Source organism: Pseudocolwellia sp. G5-9, from assembly GCF_055808995.1.
In genome coordinates this window covers 1,587,251-1,604,025 of record NZ_CM147893.1, presented here as the reverse complement: position 1 = coordinate 1,604,025, position 16,775 = coordinate 1,587,251, and the positions used below count along the sequence as shown (strand labels likewise).

13 protein-coding genes are annotated in these 16,775 nt (G+C 36.0%); 10 read left to right on the top strand and 3 right to left on the bottom strand.

Going from position 1 to position 16,775, the window contains the following annotated elements; translation table 11 throughout:
• The first annotated feature begins 894 nt into the window (after positions 1-894).
• Positions 895-2,670: a M14 family metallopeptidase gene (locus tag AC0L5Q_RS06965; RefSeq protein WP_473616345.1), complete on the top strand. Its 1,776-nt coding sequence runs from the start codon at positions 895-897 to the stop codon at positions 2,668-2,670.
• 172 nt (positions 2,671-2,842) lie between these two features.
• Here the strand turns inward: AC0L5Q_RS06965 and AC0L5Q_RS06960 are convergent, their stop codons facing one another.
• Positions 2,843-3,445 carry a peptidylprolyl isomerase gene (locus AC0L5Q_RS06960; RefSeq protein ID WP_473616342.1) on the bottom strand — a complete coding sequence of 201 codons (603 nt, stop codon included), beginning with the start codon at positions 3,443-3,445 and terminating at the stop codon, positions 2,843-2,845.
• 149 nt (positions 3,446-3,594) lie between these two features.
• On the opposite strand from AC0L5Q_RS06960, the gene zapE reads away from it, so the two are divergent.
• The 9 genes from zapE (at position 3,595) to AC0L5Q_RS06915 (ending at position 14,406) form a co-directional block, all read left to right on the top strand.
• Positions 3,595-4,839, top strand: a complete 1,245-nt coding sequence (gene zapE / locus AC0L5Q_RS06955) for a cell division protein ZapE (RefSeq protein WP_473616339.1) — start codon at positions 3,595-3,597, stop codon at positions 4,837-4,839.
• 360 nt (positions 4,840-5,199) lie between these two features.
• The gene (locus AC0L5Q_RS06950) at positions 5,200-5,694 is read left to right on the top strand and encodes an Hsp20 family protein (RefSeq protein WP_473616334.1); all 495 of its coding nucleotides are present in this window, start codon (positions 5,200-5,202) and stop codon (positions 5,692-5,694) included.
• 255 nt (positions 5,695-5,949) lie between these two features.
• Complete coding sequence (locus AC0L5Q_RS06945) at positions 5,950-6,912, top strand: ABC transporter ATP-binding protein (RefSeq protein ID WP_473616330.1); 963 nt, start codon at positions 5,950-5,952, stop codon at positions 6,910-6,912.
• Positions 6,902-9,805: a Gldg family protein gene (locus tag AC0L5Q_RS06940; RefSeq protein ID WP_473616326.1), complete on the top strand. Its 2,904-nt coding sequence runs from the start codon at positions 6,902-6,904 to the stop codon at positions 9,803-9,805. Before AC0L5Q_RS06945 ends, AC0L5Q_RS06940 begins: the two co-directional genes overlap by 11 nt.
• Positions 9,806-9,814: 9 nt before the next feature.
• The gene (locus AC0L5Q_RS06935; protein WP_473616324.1) at positions 9,815-10,744 is read left to right on the top strand and encodes a DUF4340 domain-containing protein; all 930 of its coding nucleotides are present in this window, start codon (positions 9,815-9,817) and stop codon (positions 10,742-10,744) included.
• A gap of 120 nt (positions 10,745-10,864) precedes the next feature.
• Positions 10,865-11,143 (top strand): hypothetical protein, encoded by a 279-nt coding sequence (locus AC0L5Q_RS06930; RefSeq protein WP_473616321.1) that lies wholly within the window; start codon positions 10,865-10,867, stop codon positions 11,141-11,143.
• A 2-nt stretch (positions 11,144-11,145) separates the two neighbouring features.
• On the top strand, positions 11,146-12,003 hold the full coding sequence (gene rpoH, locus AC0L5Q_RS06925; RefSeq protein ID WP_473616317.1) for an RNA polymerase sigma factor RpoH: 858 nt from the start codon (positions 11,146-11,148) through the stop codon (positions 12,001-12,003).
• A gap of 160 nt (positions 12,004-12,163) precedes the next feature.
• Positions 12,164-12,775, top strand: a complete 612-nt coding sequence (locus tag AC0L5Q_RS06920) for a trimeric intracellular cation channel family protein (protein WP_473616313.1) — start codon at positions 12,164-12,166, stop codon at positions 12,773-12,775.
• 101 nt (positions 12,776-12,876) lie between these two features.
• Positions 12,877-14,406: a DEAD/DEAH box helicase gene (locus tag AC0L5Q_RS06915; protein WP_473616308.1), complete on the top strand. Its 1,530-nt coding sequence runs from the start codon at positions 12,877-12,879 to the stop codon at positions 14,404-14,406.
• 169 nt (positions 14,407-14,575) lie between these two features.
• Here the strand turns inward: AC0L5Q_RS06915 and AC0L5Q_RS06910 are convergent, their stop codons facing one another.
• Together AC0L5Q_RS06910 and ppsR are read right to left on the bottom strand one after the other, a co-directional pair.
• The gene (locus AC0L5Q_RS06910; RefSeq protein ID WP_473616304.1) at positions 14,576-15,676 is read right to left on the bottom strand and encodes an endonuclease/exonuclease/phosphatase family protein; all 1,101 of its coding nucleotides are present in this window, start codon (positions 15,674-15,676) and stop codon (positions 14,576-14,578) included.
• 164 nt (positions 15,677-15,840) lie between these two features.
• Positions 15,841-16,650 carry a posphoenolpyruvate synthetase regulatory kinase/phosphorylase PpsR gene (ppsR, locus tag AC0L5Q_RS06905; protein ID WP_473616300.1) on the bottom strand — a complete coding sequence of 270 codons (810 nt, stop codon included), beginning with the start codon at positions 16,648-16,650 and terminating at the stop codon, positions 15,841-15,843.
• Positions 16,651-16,775 lie beyond the last annotated feature (125 nt).

Genomic DNA, 16,775 nt, shown 5'->3' with positions numbered 1-16,775 from the left:
TAGTAGCCATTTCTACTACGCCATGCATATTAGAGTAGGATAACGACAAACATATGCCTGCCTGTATAAAAGGCTAATAAACAGCTGTGAAAATAATCAGCGAAGTTCAACACACCCTAAAGAAAGTAAAATGTTATACCAAGTCCATTAAATTTTTTAACTCTCGCTTGGGAGCTTATTAACCTCAACTCGGGTTAATGAATGTTAGATAATGAATTAAAATTATTATTTATCAAAACCTTAACCTGTACCGTTGTTTTCCTAAGTTATATTAGTCTCTCAACATTGATATTTTTGTGTATAACAAGGCGAATTTTTCTATCTAATAGCTAGCTATTAGTAATAAATTCAACGAAGTTAGGCATAAAAATAGCTTGTTGAGTAACTTTGCTTATCCCGAGCTGAGGTTTATTAGCAAACTTAATACAATTGGTATTATTATCGTATAACAGACTTTATACGATAATTTTTTATTACACTAAATAAGATTCTGTAAAGAAAAACGTCCAGTTATATTCAATATCATACGAAAAATTATCATCTTCAATTTTAATCTCTTTGCTATTAATTCATTTATTTTTAGGTAGATTAATTAACTTAATTGTTCGCTGTAACCCACCTAAATCAAAGAAATAGTTATTAAAAATAATGTCTCTTTTTTTACTATTTAACTAGAAACTGTATAGCTAAATAATACTTCTATATTTGCATTGATATTGTCATTTTAGGTAATAAAAAAACAAAATAATTACTTAATTTTCATTGTTTTCCCGATGTGCCAAAGAATATTAAATCAACTAAAACGATGATATGTTTATTGGTCATTGCATGCATCAGTCTCTTTATTTTTTGATGTTTATTGCGATGATAAATCACATAAAAGGGGGAATTTTAATGTTGATAAATATGGTTTCTAAAGGTCGTTTTTTGTGGACGATTTTGTTGTTTTCGGGGTTGTTCAATATTCATATTGGCGCTATGGCTCAGGAAGTTCGCTGGGCGGATTACATGGATTATAAGGAGATGACCAACTATTTAAAAAAATGGACATCTAATAATTCAGAATTAACTTCGCTATCTTCTATTGGAAAAAGTTATGAGGGGAGAGAGCTTTGGCTAGTTACGGTTACTAATTCAAAAAAAGGGGCTGCTCAAGATAAACCCGCATTATATGTACAAGGCGGAATTGATTCTGATGAGGTCATTTCCACACAGTCAGCTATGTATTTATTGAATAAATTACTCACTAAATATGGAGCTGACGAAAATATCACTAAGCTTGTCGATTCTTATACCTTATATCTCTTACCTAATCTTATTCCTGATCAATCTGAGCGCTATCATCACCTCCCTGCTAATGTTCGAGATTCCACTACACGTCCCTACGATAACGATAATGATGGCCTTGTCGACGAAGATGACCAAGATGATATCGACGGTGACGGTAGAGTGCTGAATATGCGTGTAAAAAATCCATTGGGTCGCTACCAATTAAGTAAGACTGATCCTCGTGTAATGGTTGCTCGTGATCCTTTAGCTTTGAATAACAATGGACCTTTTTATGATTTCTATCCACGAGAAGGTATCGACAATGACAAAGATGGCTTGATTAATGAAGATCCTCTTGGAGGCATTGATCCAAATAGAAATTGGCCGGCGCATTGGAAACAAGAGTACATTCAGGACTGGGCTGGGCCATACCCGCTTTCTGAAATTGAAACGCGAAGTCTAGCTGAATTTTATTTAAATCATCCGAATATTGGCATGATTATCGACTTACACTCGACGGGAAATATTCTGTATCGTCCCTCATCCGTTTATACGGACGAAATGATGGATCTGCAAGACTTAAATCACTATCAGGTTATGGGAAAATTATATACTAATGTCACTAACGGCGCAGTATGGACTCCGCTATCTAAAAGACAGGCAGCGGGTAAACGTGGAATATATGGCAATGGAATAATGATTGACTGGGCCTATCAGCATCTCGGTGTATTTTCTTTTGCGCCAGAGTTGTGGAACTTCCCATTCGATAAAAATAACAAAACACGAAATAATGCGACAGAAAGTGAAAAAATCGATTGGGCGCTTAAGAATTTTGGGCCTAAAGTATGGACCGATTGGTATGAAGTTGAGCATCCTGATTTGGGAACCGTCGAGTTAGGAGGTTGGAACAAGCCAATGCCTAATAATCCAATGGGAAAATATGTAGAGCGCGTTGCTGATGAAATAACAACTTGGATGCTACAAGTATGGCAAAAACTTCCTTACTTAGCGGTTGACACAAATGTTAAAGCCTTAAAGAAAAATCAGTATAAAATTATAGTAAAAATATCTAACACGGGTTATATGCCTACTAACGTAACAAATCGTGCGCTTACTACCGAAATGGTTAAACCCATATTTTTAACAGTAGAGAGTTCTGGCGCTTCTGTACTAGCAATGACTGGAGCCGAATCAGGTCATTTGTATGGTAGCTCAGGGTTAGTGCTGGGTCAGCTAGATGGATGGAAAGACACGAAAGTTACTCAAGCAAATCGAAAAGAAGGCGGAAGAAACGTTAAATTTATTGAACTTATTGTAGAAAAAACAAACAAAAACTCTAAAGTTGAAATTAAGGTGAATGGTCAACGTGCAGGTATAGTTAGAAAAGTAGTCGCCTTATAAATAAGGTATTTAATTCAATATCTTTGTTGACTAAGACATACCTTGATTGTTGCAATTAAAAATGTCACCTACTTTTGAATAAAAGGTTGGTGACATTTTTTGTATACTAAAAAATGGGTAACAGTGATACGTTCACTCTGGGTCTGTTGGTACAATAACAAATAAATTTTATCTATTTTTCTTCATCAAGAATAACCACTCTGTTAATAGTGATCATTTTTTTAGGTACTGTTGGATAACCTAACTGTTCGCTATAACCTACTTCAACCTGCGCAATTGCTTCAAGAATATCGTAACCTTCTATCACTTCACCAAAAACGGCATAGCCCCACGATACTCCAGGGTCTAAATTGCTATTGTCGTTTAAGTTAATAAAAAATTGGCTAGTGGCTGAATGTGCATCGCTTAGCTGTTTTGCCATAGCAATCGTCGCCTCTTTATTTTTTAATCCATTGCCAGACTCATTAAAAATAGGCGTGTCGGGTTCAATTTCTTGGTAGTTAGTCATAAAGCCACCCGCTTGAATAAGGTAGCCTTCTTCTACACGATGCACTAAGGTTTTATCGTATTGTCCGCGAGTTACGTAGCCTAAAAAGTTATCAACAGTAATTTTAGCTCGATATCGATCAAGCTGAATAACCACATTACCCATTGAAGTTTCTATACGTACTTTAGGAGATAGGTTATTAGGTTGAATATATTGGCCTTTGGTATTAGCCGCCAATAATTGAAACGACATGAGTACGCTAATAATAAGTAGTGAAATTCTAAACACGTAAAACCCTTTTTATTATGGAATTGAGGAAGTCTGATTTATTTTAACAGATGTTATTTATAAATTAAGATAAAACACATTCGCTGACGCCATTCGTGTTTTACGATAGAATACACTTGTTATTCATTACGCTTAAATATCTATATCCAATGCCAAATAGTTCACCTATCAAACAATACCAAGCTTTAGTTAGTTCAAATAAAATAAGCTTTGATCCTGCTCAGCAACAAGCGGTTGAATTGTTGCAACAACTATATGTAACGCTTCAATCAGAAAATTTTAGTGAAAACAGCGAAAGTCGCACAGCTGTTAAAGGCCTTTATTTGTGGGGGAAAGTAGGGCGTGGCAAAACCTTTTTAATGGACTTATTTGTAAGTAGTTTGGCTAATACATTACCTAATAAAGAGTCTAACAAAGAGCTTGATACAGTATGTAAGCGACAACATTTTCATCACTTTATGCAAGACGTACATCGCCAACTTAAAGAGCTTTCAGGTAAACCCGAGCCATTAAAAAGTATTGCTGAAAAATTTAGTCAGCAATATCGGGTTTTATGTTTTGACGAGTTTTTTGTTTCAGACATTGGTGACGCTATGCTGCTGGGTAATTTAATGCAATTTATGTTCGAGTTGAACATTGTTGTGGTAAGTACCAGTAATTGTGCGCCTAACGAGTTGTACCGAAATGGCTTACAGCGAGATCGATTTTTACCTGCCATTGCGGCTATTAAACAGCACACGCAAGTATTACATTTAAATGGAGAACAAGATCATCGCCACCGTGCGTTAACTTATGCTCAAAACTATTTTGAATTACCTCATAGCGCCCAGCAGCAAATTGAACTGCATCAAAACTTATTAAGCCGATTTAATTTGAATGCTTTGGAAGAAACTCAGCCTGAGTTTGATCAACATCGTTCGATTAATATTTTAGGCCGACAAATTAACTACATTGCTAAAAACACTCAAATAAATAAACCTGTTATTTGTTTTGACTTTCCCCAGCTATGCCAAGGCGCGCGTAGCCATTTTGATTACATAGAATTAGCGAAACAGTTTAGCACCCTATTATTGTTTAATGTTCCACCCATGAGTGGGCAAACCTATGAAAGAATAAAAGCGAGAGGCACCGAAGATAATGGTTCAAATATCAATGTGTCAGCAGGAACAACAGGTGAGCGTGAAATTATGTTAGCGCCTATGGACGATGCTGCAAGACGCTTTATTGCCCTAATTGATGAATGCTACGATTGTAATTTGAATGTATTTATAACGGCTTACGTGCCACAAGAGCAACTTTATAATAGTGGTTCATTAATGTTTGAATTTGAACGTACCAAAAGCCGGTTAAGAGAAATGGCTTCGGTGGAATATAGAGATAATACTCTATTGTAAAACCCCTTTATTAGACCGAGATAAATATTCCTCAGCATTATAAAATTTTATTTTTTTATTTAAAATTTTTATAAAAAAAAGTCTTGTTTTACTTTTCAAAGACCCTAAATAAATCACTGTGATAGAGGTGTCTTTAAAAGAACTCTATACCAATCACAATAACCAATTGATCATTTATACTTGTCTAAATGGCCAATTACATCGTTATTTATTTAATAATTAGAACAACTAGTTATTAAAATAAATGCCTTGTATTTGACAATTTATTCTTCGTATAAAATAGGTCAATTCATTAATGCGTTTGGTATTAATCACTTAAATTGTTTTTATTTTTATGTTGCTTCTAACGGAGGATATATTATGAACTCACTTGATTTAACCCCACTTTACCGCAATAGCGTTGGCTTTGATCGTTTAGCATCGTTAATTGACCATGCTTTTACATCAGACACATCCGCTAGTGTTTATCCCCCATACAATATTGAGGTTATTGACGAAAACCAATATGCCATTACGTTAGCATTAGCTGGTTTTACACAAGACGAACTCGATATTCAGGTTGAAAAAGGCGTGCTAACGGTACGAGGTAATAAAAACGCGAAAGAAGAGCGTAAATACCTGTATCAAGGAATTGCAAACCGTAGTTTTGAGCGCAAGTTCAACTTGGCTGATTATGTTGAAGTAACCAATGCGGATCTTTCTAATGGATTGCTCACTATTAGCTTAGTGAAAGAAATTCCTGAAGCGATGAAGCCTAAGTCGATTGCAATTAATCAACAGGCAAAAGCGATTGAACATCAAACGCAAGACAATCCAAAAGCCACTAAAGAATCAAAAGCAGATAAAGTGGCCTAAAAAAATTGAGGGTGTAGTTATTACACCCTCAAACTATTTTTTGGGTGTTAGTTGGTGTTATTGAATTTTTATTTTTAGACCATATCAAGCCATTTAACTCGTTATGTACTTTGTTTTGGGAATATTCCCTTTATAACTATGGAGATTTTAACAATGTATTATTCGACCCTTTTTAACGTAATGTGTACGTTAAAAACTAATCTTGTAAAACCAATAATTAATATAACTCTTTCTCAGTAATTTTCGGAGACTACCATGTTTAACGTGAGTCATTTAACTCGCAACTATGGCAGTTTTGTTGCTGTAGATGATGTGAGTTTCTCAATTAAAAAAGGTGAGATCATTGGTCTGCTCGGACACAATGGTGCAGGTAAAACCACTATTATGAAAATAGTGAGCGGATACCTTGAAGCTGACCAAGGCGAAGTATCTTTTAACGGTATTTCTCTTAAAAAAAATCCCAAACTATTACAAAAGCATTTAGGTTATTTACCTGAAAGTTTACCTGTTTATCCTGAAATGAGTGTGGCTGAATATTTGGATTATGCAGCTGATCTAAAAGGGTTAAAAATTACAGAAAAAGTTGAAGAAATAAAGCGAGTGATCAAAGCCACTGATTTAAGTGCTAAATTGTTGGCACCTATTCAAACACTTTCGCGAGGTTATAAACAAAGGGTAGGGGTTGCACAAGCGATTTTAGGAAAACCTAAATTACTTATATTAGACGAGCCAACGAATGGTTTAGACCCTGAACAAACACAGCATATGCGCCAGTTAATTAAAGATATTGCGCAAGAGGCTACGGTTATTCTTTCAACACATATTATGCAAGAAGTTAATGCCTTGTGTGATCGTGTTCTCATACTTAAATCTGGGCAGCTTGTGCTTGACGAAAAATTAGATGTACTGCAACACAGCAAGCACCTTATTGTTGAAACAGATTGTAAAAACTTAGACATGTTGAAAAAGGTTTCAGGTGTCAAAAATATTGAAGTAAATAATAACAACACCTTACTTGTCGAAATATCTAAACAAGAGTTTTCGCGCACTATTTGTAGTGATATGAGTAAAGTTATTGTTGAAGCTGGCGCTAATTTATTTGCGCTTTACCCACAAAAAAGAGATTTAGAAACCGTATTTAATCAAATTAATAACGATGTTTATTCAAGTAAAAAACAAGCGGTTAAAAAAGGCAAGGAGGCTAAAAATGCAGCCTGATCAATCAGCTCAATTTAATACATTACGTATTGCACAAAAAGAAATAGCGTTGTTTTTTTCATCACCTATTGCTTACCTATTTATTGGCGCTTTTGTTGCGATTACTTTATTTATATTTTTTTGGGGCGAGGCTTTCTTCTCAAGAAACATTGCTGATGTTCGTCCTATGTTTGAGTGGATGCCGTTGCTTCTTATTTTCTTGTGTTCAACTTTAACGATGAAGCTTTGGAGCGAAGAAAGACGCAGTGGCACCATAGAATATGTTCATACCTTATCAGTGCCTCTTTGGCATTTTGTTATCGGTAAGTTTTTAAGTTGTTTGTTTTTATTAGCCATAGCACTGCTTATCACCATACCTTTACCTATAACCGTTAGCTTTTTAGGGGATCTTGATTGGGGGCCGGTTGTATCAGGCTATTTAGCGGTATTACTACTTGGTAGTGCGTATATAGCCATTGGTTTGGCTGTATCTGCAAGAAGTGATAATCAAATAGTAAGCTTAATTACAGCTTGTTTTATTTGCGGTTTATTTTATTTTATTGGTTCTGCTGCTATTACAGGTTTTTTAGATCATCAAAGCGCTGAATTTTTAAGACAATTAGGTACCGGATCTCGGTTTGAAGATATTACGCGTGGTGTTATTGACCTGCGAGATTTGTATTATTACGTTTCTTTAACGTTCGTGTTTTTAGCGCTTAACACATACTTTTTAGAGAAAGAGCGTTGGGTTACTCAGCAAAAAACTCAACACCATAAAAATTGGCAGTTTATTACCAGCTTGCTCGCCATAAATTTACTGGCAGCTAATTTATGGCTTAGCCAGTTACCTCAATTACGTTGGGATACTACAGCGGGTAAACAGTATTCTATTTCTGAGGCTACAGAAAGTTATCTTACTCAATTACAAGAGCCTATGTTGATCCGTGGTTATTTTAGTGAAAAAACGCACCCTTTACTGGCCCCCCTTGTACCGCAAATAAAAGATCTACTACAAGAATATGAAGTCGCAGCTAAGGGCAGAGTAAGAGTTGAATTTATAGACCCACAAAAAAATCCAGAACTTGAAGAAGAAGCCAACACCAGCTTTGGTATAAAACCTATGCCATTCCAAGTAGCAGACCGTTATCAAGCTTCTATTGTGAGTTCATATTTTAATGTACTTGTGCAATATGGTGACGAGCATGAGGTGTTAGGTTTTAGAGATTTAATTGAAGTAAGCGCTCGTGCAGAGTCAGATGTCGAAGTGCTTTTACGTAACCCTGAACATGATATTACACGTGCAATAAAAACGGTGTTACAAAATTATCAGAGTGCGGGTAACTTGTTTGATACCGTTAAGCAAAATATAACGTTTACAGGTTATATATCAGCAAACGATAAACTCCCTGAACAATTAATCGAATTTAAAAAAACGGTTAAACAACAGCTTGAAAACATAAAACTTAAATCAAACAACAAACTCACGGTTAACTTTGTTGAACCTGAAAAAAATGGTGGCAGCTTAGCTAAACAAATTGCTGAAGATTACGGTTTTCAACCTATGTCTACCAGCATATTTTCAAACCAATCGTTCTACTTTTATTTAACACTTGTGGGTGGCGAACAAATGGTTCAAATACCACTTGATGACTTTAGCGAAGCAAGCTTTGATCGAAACTTAGATGCCGCCATTAAACGTTTTGCTTCAGGTTTTAATAAAAATGTAGCCCTTGTTACTCCCGATGCAGAACCCTACAACGGCTATGCAATGCCTAGCGCTAAATATAGTCAACTAGAGCGCATGTTAGGTGCTGAGTTTAATGTATTAAAAGAAGATTTATCTGATGGGAGTGTTTCCGGCGAAGCTGATATTCTTATGTTAATGTCGCCCAAATCATTAGATCAAAAACAACTTTTTGCGGTTGACCAATTTTTGATGAAAGGCGGTACGGTTATCGCGGCAACTTCGCCATATAGCGTTAATTTTAGCGGTGGTAGTTTATCTATGTCGCCTGTTGAAAGTGGCTTATCTCAATGGTTATCGCATCATGGTTTAAGTATTGAAAACAGTTTAGTGATGGACCCAAGTAATGCTTCGTTTCCTATCCCTGTTACTCGTAATGTTGGCGGTTTTCAGCTACAAGAAATGCGCATGCTAGATTATCCATATTTTGCCGACATTAGAGCGGGGTTAAATAAAGACAACTTAATAACGTCTGAACTTCCGCAGTTAACTATGGCATGGTCTTCGCCAATAAATATTGATGACAAAAAGTCGAATGTTAGCTTTACTCCATTAGTATCAAGTTCAGCTGAAGCATGGACATCGTCTTCACTTAATATTATGCCTACGGTGAATGAATTAGGTGAAACAAATTACAGTGCCGAGGGTGACACCAAAGAGCAGTTAATGGGAGTTATTGCTCAAGGTAAATTTACGTCTTATTTTGCTGATAAAGAGTCACCGTTACTTGTTGAAAACAATACGGCTGAAAACAAAAACACAGCAGAAGAAAGTTCTGCGTCATCTAACCCAGAAGAAAATTCATTCGATGTTACTAGCGTTATTAATCATGCACCTGAAAGTGCGCGTATTATTTTGTTTAGCTCGAATGATTTTGTTCAAGACCAAGTACTACAGTTTACGGGGGGAGTATCGCAAACCGACTACCTAAATAGCTTACAGCTTTTAGTGAATACTATTGATTGGTCTCTAGAAGACCGAGCGCTAATGAGTATTCGTTCTCGCGGTAACTTTAATAGAACATTACCGCCAATGGAGCATAGCGAACAGCTGTTTTGGGAATACGGTAACTATATTTTAGCGCTTGTTATGTTAGCGGGGATTGCGATATTAGAGCGGCAACGTAGAAAGAACAAACAACGCCATTATTTAACTTGGTTAGCACAATAGGGGAATAAAATGAGCAAACACATTACTACATTGTCGGCCTTATTTTTATTGCAATTAATTATTGCGGGTCTATTGTTTTCTACTAATTCAGGGATGCAAAGTAATATAAACCCTCAATCACTTGTTCATATGGATAAAAACGAGTTGAACCAGATACAAATAATTGCCAAGGATACTGAACTCATACTCACTAAACATGAAGGAGATTGGCGATTAAAGGAGCATCCAGAGCTACCTCTAGTGGCAAGTAAAATAGCCTCTTTAACTTCTGAATTAACAGGTACGCAAGTCACTTGGCCTGTCACGCGTACCGCAAGTAGTCATGAGCGCTTTAAAGTTGCTGAAGATAACTTTGAAAAACGCATTGTGTTTACAGATAAAAACAACAATAAGCACGAGTTATTATTGGGTGAATCGCCCAGTTATAAGCAGCTTTATGTGCGTAATGCGGATGAAGATGAGGTTTTTTCTATCGAGTATAGTGCTTATCAATTGAGTACTAAGGCAAGCGACTGGTTAGATAAGTCGTTACTTTCAATTAACGGCATTAGCAAAGTAAGCCATTCAACCGTTAATTTAGAAAAGCATGACAATGAGTGGCAGTTAACATCGCCTGCCAAACTTAATGATCAGCAATCGTTAAATACAGAAAACATAACCGACTTGGTTAATCAATTAACGAGCTTAACGGTATCGGGAATTGCAGACGAAACATACGAAGCGACAAATAAACTGATTATTCATGATGATAAAAATACAGAGTATATCTACTCATTTTCTGCTAATAACGATAATTACTTTGTAAAAAGAAACGATATTAACCAATGGTTTACTATACCTAAGCTAAAATTTGAAACCCTGGCTAATATATCGGTAGATAAGTTTATTTCAGAAACTTCAGAACCAGAGGAGGACGAAGCAAATAATATTTCAGAGTAATACAATGGGGCAGGTATTATTCAAAAATATTAAGCCCCATTTACGACTATTACAAATACGTGTAGCTTTTTAAAGTACATTATTTGAGCTTGTTTTATATTGCTTAAATGAGGATATATCATGACTTCAAAAAATAAATCAATATTCAAAATTTTACTGGTGTTATTAACGGTTGTTATAGGTATAGGAGTTTCCGCTTTTACTACTGTTAAACAAAACCAAACAATTAAAAGTACTTACCCACAGCAAAGTCATATACAAAAACGCTTGGTTAACACCTCAACATTAGATAGAAAAATGCAAAAAGAACTAAGTATGCTCGTACCGGGAACTAAGCGCTTTAATTCGCGCTTTTTAAATAAAACGTTAACAAACAAATCTAGTCATAAGGAGGGATAACTATGTCAATTCAACTTCCTATTTCCTTAACCAATACAGGGTGTTTTCAATCATACTTAACGCATGTTAATAGCATACCGGCGTTGAATGAAGAGCAAGAAAAAACATTGTTTTCAAATTACCAAGAAAATAATGACTTAGCCGCAGCGCAACAAATTATTATGTCGCATTTACGTTTTGTTGCTTATATAGCCAAAGGATATCAAGGCTATGGTTTACCCATAGAAGATTTGGTTCAAGAAGGGACTATTGGATTAATGAAATCGGTAAAAAAATTTAGCCTCGATTTTGGCGTGAGGTTAGCGAGTTTTGCTGTGCATTACATTAAAGCTGAAATACAAGAATATGTGCTGCGTAATTGGCGGTTAGTTAAATCAGCAACCACAAAGGCGAAGCGTAAACTGTTTTATAATTTAAGAAGTTTAAAAGCGAAAACTGAATGGTTAAGCTATAAAGAAAAAAAAGAGATAGCTGATCATTTAGGTGTTAGCGAAGCCGATGTTAACGATATGGAGGTGCAGTTAAGTCAGCCTGATGTTTTTATTGATGCTTCAGCAGATAACGACGAAGAAGGTTCATCTTCTACTTTAGGCCATTTACTAGAAGACAAATCTGAATCGTTTTCTAACAAACTCATAAACGAAGACTTTACCAAAAAATCCTTAGAAAAAGTTAAAGAGTTTATCGATACGTTAGATGATCGCAGTAAAGATATTCTTATTAACCGATGGTTATCTGAAGAGCGACAAACCCATAAATCTCTTGCAGATAAATATGGGATTTCTCATGAACGTATTCGACAATTAGAAGAAAGAGCCATAAATAACATTAGAAAAAAAATGGCGATATTTGCTGCCTAGTTTTTATTACTCAAAGAGGCTATTGGTTACAAGAATGAAAATGAACGTTCGAATGTGTATTAACAAACTTGAGTAAAATGTTATATTGATCTGATTAAGGCGAGTTACTGACTTGCCTTTTTTTATAGAAAAATAAACAACATTTTTTAAGAGAAATAAAATGTCTTACATATTTATGTTTGATCTCATCGGATGCGGCGTTTTTGCATTGTCGGGAGCTATTATTGCCTATCAAAAAAAGATGGACGGCATAGGCGTTATTGTTTTAGGTGCCGTTACCGCTATAGGTGGTGGAACAGTAAGAGATTTATTATTAAACGTACCTGTTTTTTGGGTAACTCAACCTAGCTATATATATGCGATTATTTGTTCTAGTTTAATTGCTATTTTATGGATTAATAGCTCAAAAAAATTACCCGAAAAATCGTTAGAAATAGCCGATGCATTAGGTTTAGCGTTGTTTGTTGTTATGGGTACTGCAAAGGCTTTAGGTACAGGTGCACCACCATTAATTGCGGTAATTATGGGTACTATAACCGGCTGTTTCGGTGGCATGATCAGAGATGTGTTAGCCAACGAAATTCCTCTGATATTTAGAAAAGAACTCTACGCCGCTTGCTGTATTGCTGGTGGTTCAGCTTATGTACTTTTAATCCCCTATTTTTCAGATACCATTAGTGCTTCTGTCGCATTTACTATTATTTTATTCGTGAGATTAATGGCAATAAAATGGCAATTGGCTTTGCATGTATTTACGTATAAGAACAAATAATCAGTATCATGCTTATGGTACAGGCTCGTATGTGATAAAGTTAACTTCAGAAATAACAGGTTTAGCAGACCAACACTAGAAATAAGCCCGAGTTGTATTGCGTGCAGATATTAGAAAAAGATTACCAAATTAACAGTGTTCGCAAAGCGATAGAAGCAGGAACTAACTCCATTATCGCACTACCTACGGGGGGCGGTAAGAGTATTTGTATACTCAAACTGTGCCAAGCAATGTCTAACAAAAAAGTGGTTGTTAGCCTACGTAATGCAGCATTAATTCCTCAATTATTAAACACCTTAACCGTTAATGGTTTAACCGTTAGTGTTGTTAAATCAGGCTACAAATACGTTGCTGGTGGTGATGTCACCTTAGTAATGGAACAGTCTTTTACCCGAAGAAAGCATTTAAACATACAATGCGATGTATTACTGCGCGATGAATATCATGTAGGTTGCATGGGGGGCGTTTACATCGCCATGCGCGAAGAACTCTCGCCAGATTTAATTATAGGCTTAACTGCTACCCCCATTGATAGGCTTGGTGTTTATATTGACCCGTCAATGCAACTCATTGAAGAAACCACTACCAAACAGCTTATAGAACGAGGCGAACTGGCTAAGCCCGTGTACAAAGTACCTAGCCTTTCTCAAGAAATAGACTACAGCGCTGTAAAAATGTACCGAGGCGACTTTAGTGTTTCAGGCCTAGATCAAATACTACTTGAACAATGTTCTGTTGTTGCGCAACAAACCGTTGATAACGCGCTTTCAAAAGGTCGTAAGGTTATGCTTTTTGCGAACTCAATCAACCATGTAGAAGCACTTTCTGACGCGTTTCACTTGTTGGGTGTTAAGCATGACCGTGTTCATTCAAAACGTTCAATTGATGAAAATAATGAAAGCATACGCCGATACAAATCAAACGAAGTTAGACTGATTATTAATATGTCTATGCTGACCATTGGATTCGATGATCCTGAAACTGATTGTGTTGTACTAGCAAGACCCACCAAAATATTAAGATTGTATTTACAAATTATCGGCCGATGCTTACGTGCATCTGAAGGCAAGAAAGACGCGTTGATACTCGATTTAGCACAATGTATATCTACACATGGTTTTGCTGAAGATCACCGCGACTTTACCCGTAAAACCGCTAAATCTGCTGCTATCATGTCTGAACGATTGAGTGTTACCAACATTCATCAGTTTGTTGATGGCGAGTTTAGTTATAGCGATTCAATTGAACGTAAAGTCATTAAAAAGAAACCGTCACGTAAAAAGCCTCGACCTAGAGTCGTAGTAAGTAAAGCACAAATTGAAAAAACAGAAAGTAAGCGGGCAGATGCATTAATTAGACTAAGCCCTAAAATGGAAAAACTAGTCAGTACTATTGAGTTAGTAAATGCCGTTTACGAACAACAAAACGACGAGCATAAAATGCTTGAACAAGAAAAAATGGTTAAAATTGTTGCGCTTATCGGCTTCGCCTACAGTGATGCATTAGTTGATAGTTGTGTTGATTTAGTTGAAGAACTACATGCTCAAAATAATTCTATAAAAGGCTTATTAACCCGAGTGAGTAACTTGATCACCGCCATTGCTAAGAAAGAATTGTTGGCTTCGTTGTAAAACAGGAATATAAGAGCGCTAGTGAACATTTTAATAATAGCGCTTATTTCAAAAAAACAAGTGAGACTGCCGTCTTTTGAGTGCTGTCATTACCACGACAAAGAAAGGTAAACCATCGTTAAAATTTGTGTTATAGCTACACTAACAACACTCAAATAGGCTAGACGTATTACGATCTCAATGCCAATGTCACCAACACAACCCCATGATCTGTACTCTCGCCATCCCGATCAAAAATAGGATTAATTAAATGCCTATCGTAAGTGTGATGATCGCTGACTTGATAAAGACTATCGTGATAACTGGCATCAAACTCACACGACAACAAGATGTAATCAAGCACTGAATTACTCGCGCCGTAATAATGGGTAGGTGTTCTAGCTGCGGTAAGCTGATTTATGTCAGCAGATTTGTTCGAATCAACAGCCTCATCACTTTCTGAAATCTCTTTATTGTCATTAACAATAACTGCTTCAAATAAATTCCAAGCGTCTTGTAAGCAATATTTAGCCAAATAGGCATCGCGATCTATAGCGGAAACAAAGCGTAATGTGTCGGTAAGTAAATGACTCAACACACCATCGGTGAGTGTATTGTTAAAATCGCCTATTAACACCATAGGGTAATTAGTCGCTTCTCGGCGTTCTATCATCTCAATCATTAATAAGGTCGCTTCACTGCCGCGTTGTATGGTTGAACCCCAACTACCTGCAACGTTAGCTTTTAGGCTTTCAATAATGGTTTTTTCTGGCGACCATGTATTATTTTGTTCGTCTATTTCAAACATTGAACGTTTCGACTTAAAATGCACAACATAGCAATCTGTGTTGCCGATATGAGGAGCATTAACGGTGGCTCTTAACACTTTTCGGCTAAAAGAAAAGTCGTCAGTTAACCCTAAACTTTGTGCCAGTTCCATATTGGGTTTTACGCTAGCTATATCAACAATAGGGTAACGAGAGGTTATAGCTACAACAGGGCTGCGGTAAATAAAGTCGTCAACTATTTCAGGTTGATCAACTACCTCAAAATACTCATAACCTTGCTTTGCCACGAGTGCTTTTAACGAATCAGGGCTAAATACCTCTTGAAAACCAATAATGTCAGGTTGATATTCTTGTAAATATGTAGTGATCCAGTTTTGCTTTTTAGCCCATTGCTCTGCGCTATAAATACGCTCAAATTCGTAACAAGCATTAGGTGGCTCAAGGTAATTAAATAAGTTAAACGTGGCAATTTTTAACTGGGTGTTGTTTTCTGATACGGGCATATTTGAACTTGCTTCAGCGCTTGAAGTAATGACGGGTAGATTTTCTTTTAGATCAGTATGTTTGATGGTATTAACTCAAATAAACAATGAGATACAATTATACCTCATTGTTTATAAAATAAAGCTTTAGTTTTGTATTATCTATTTTACTCGTGGTATTGATATTAATACTTATTTCGTTGTAGCTTCATTTCTGAAAGAATTTTGGCGGTAATTTCTTCAACCGAAAATTTAGTGGTGTTTATAAACGGAATTTTCTCTTTTTTGTAAAGCTTTTCAACTTCTCTTAGTTCCATTCTACATTGACGTGACGATGCATATTTACTGTTAGACATTCGATTGTTTCTAATATCCATCAATCGGTCGGCATCAATGGTTAAACCAAATATTTTCTTTTTAAATTTTCTTAAAAATTCAGGAATTCTTAAATGTTCCATGTCTTCGTCGATAAAAGGGTAGTTTGCCGCCTTTATGCCATATTGTAAGGCCAGATATAGAGCTGATGGGGTTTTTCCTGAACGAGATACACCTACTAAAATAACGTCGGCATGTTCGTAGTTACTGATATTTGTTCCGTCGTCATTCGCTAATGCAAAGTTAACGGCGTCAATTCTATTATCATAACTTTTTTCATGAATGCTGTGCGTTCTATGAGGTTGCGGGTTCGCTTTTATACCTAATTCTTTTTCAAGAGGAGGAATGAAATGCTCAAGAAAGTTATAAATAATGGCGTCGCAGCCATCAATAATCTCTCTTATTTCAGGGTTTACAAAGGTATGAAAAACTAAAGGTGGCTCGCCTGCGCGTTTACTCGCTTTATTGATTTGTTTTTTGGCTAATAAAGCTTGTTCGGTACTTTCAACAAAAGAAATGGTGTGATGTTCAAATTCCATAGGAAATAGCGACAACAACGCATGACCAAATACTTCTGAAGTAATCGCTGTTCCGTCTGAAATATAAAAAGCTGCTCTCATTTTTGTTCCTATGTATGAAAACTTACGAAAGGGGTTTTGATTTTATTGATCACAGTGTAGAATGTTTACTCTATAAACATCAATGATTTTTATTTAATTACGAATAAGTAATATTTGAACATAAA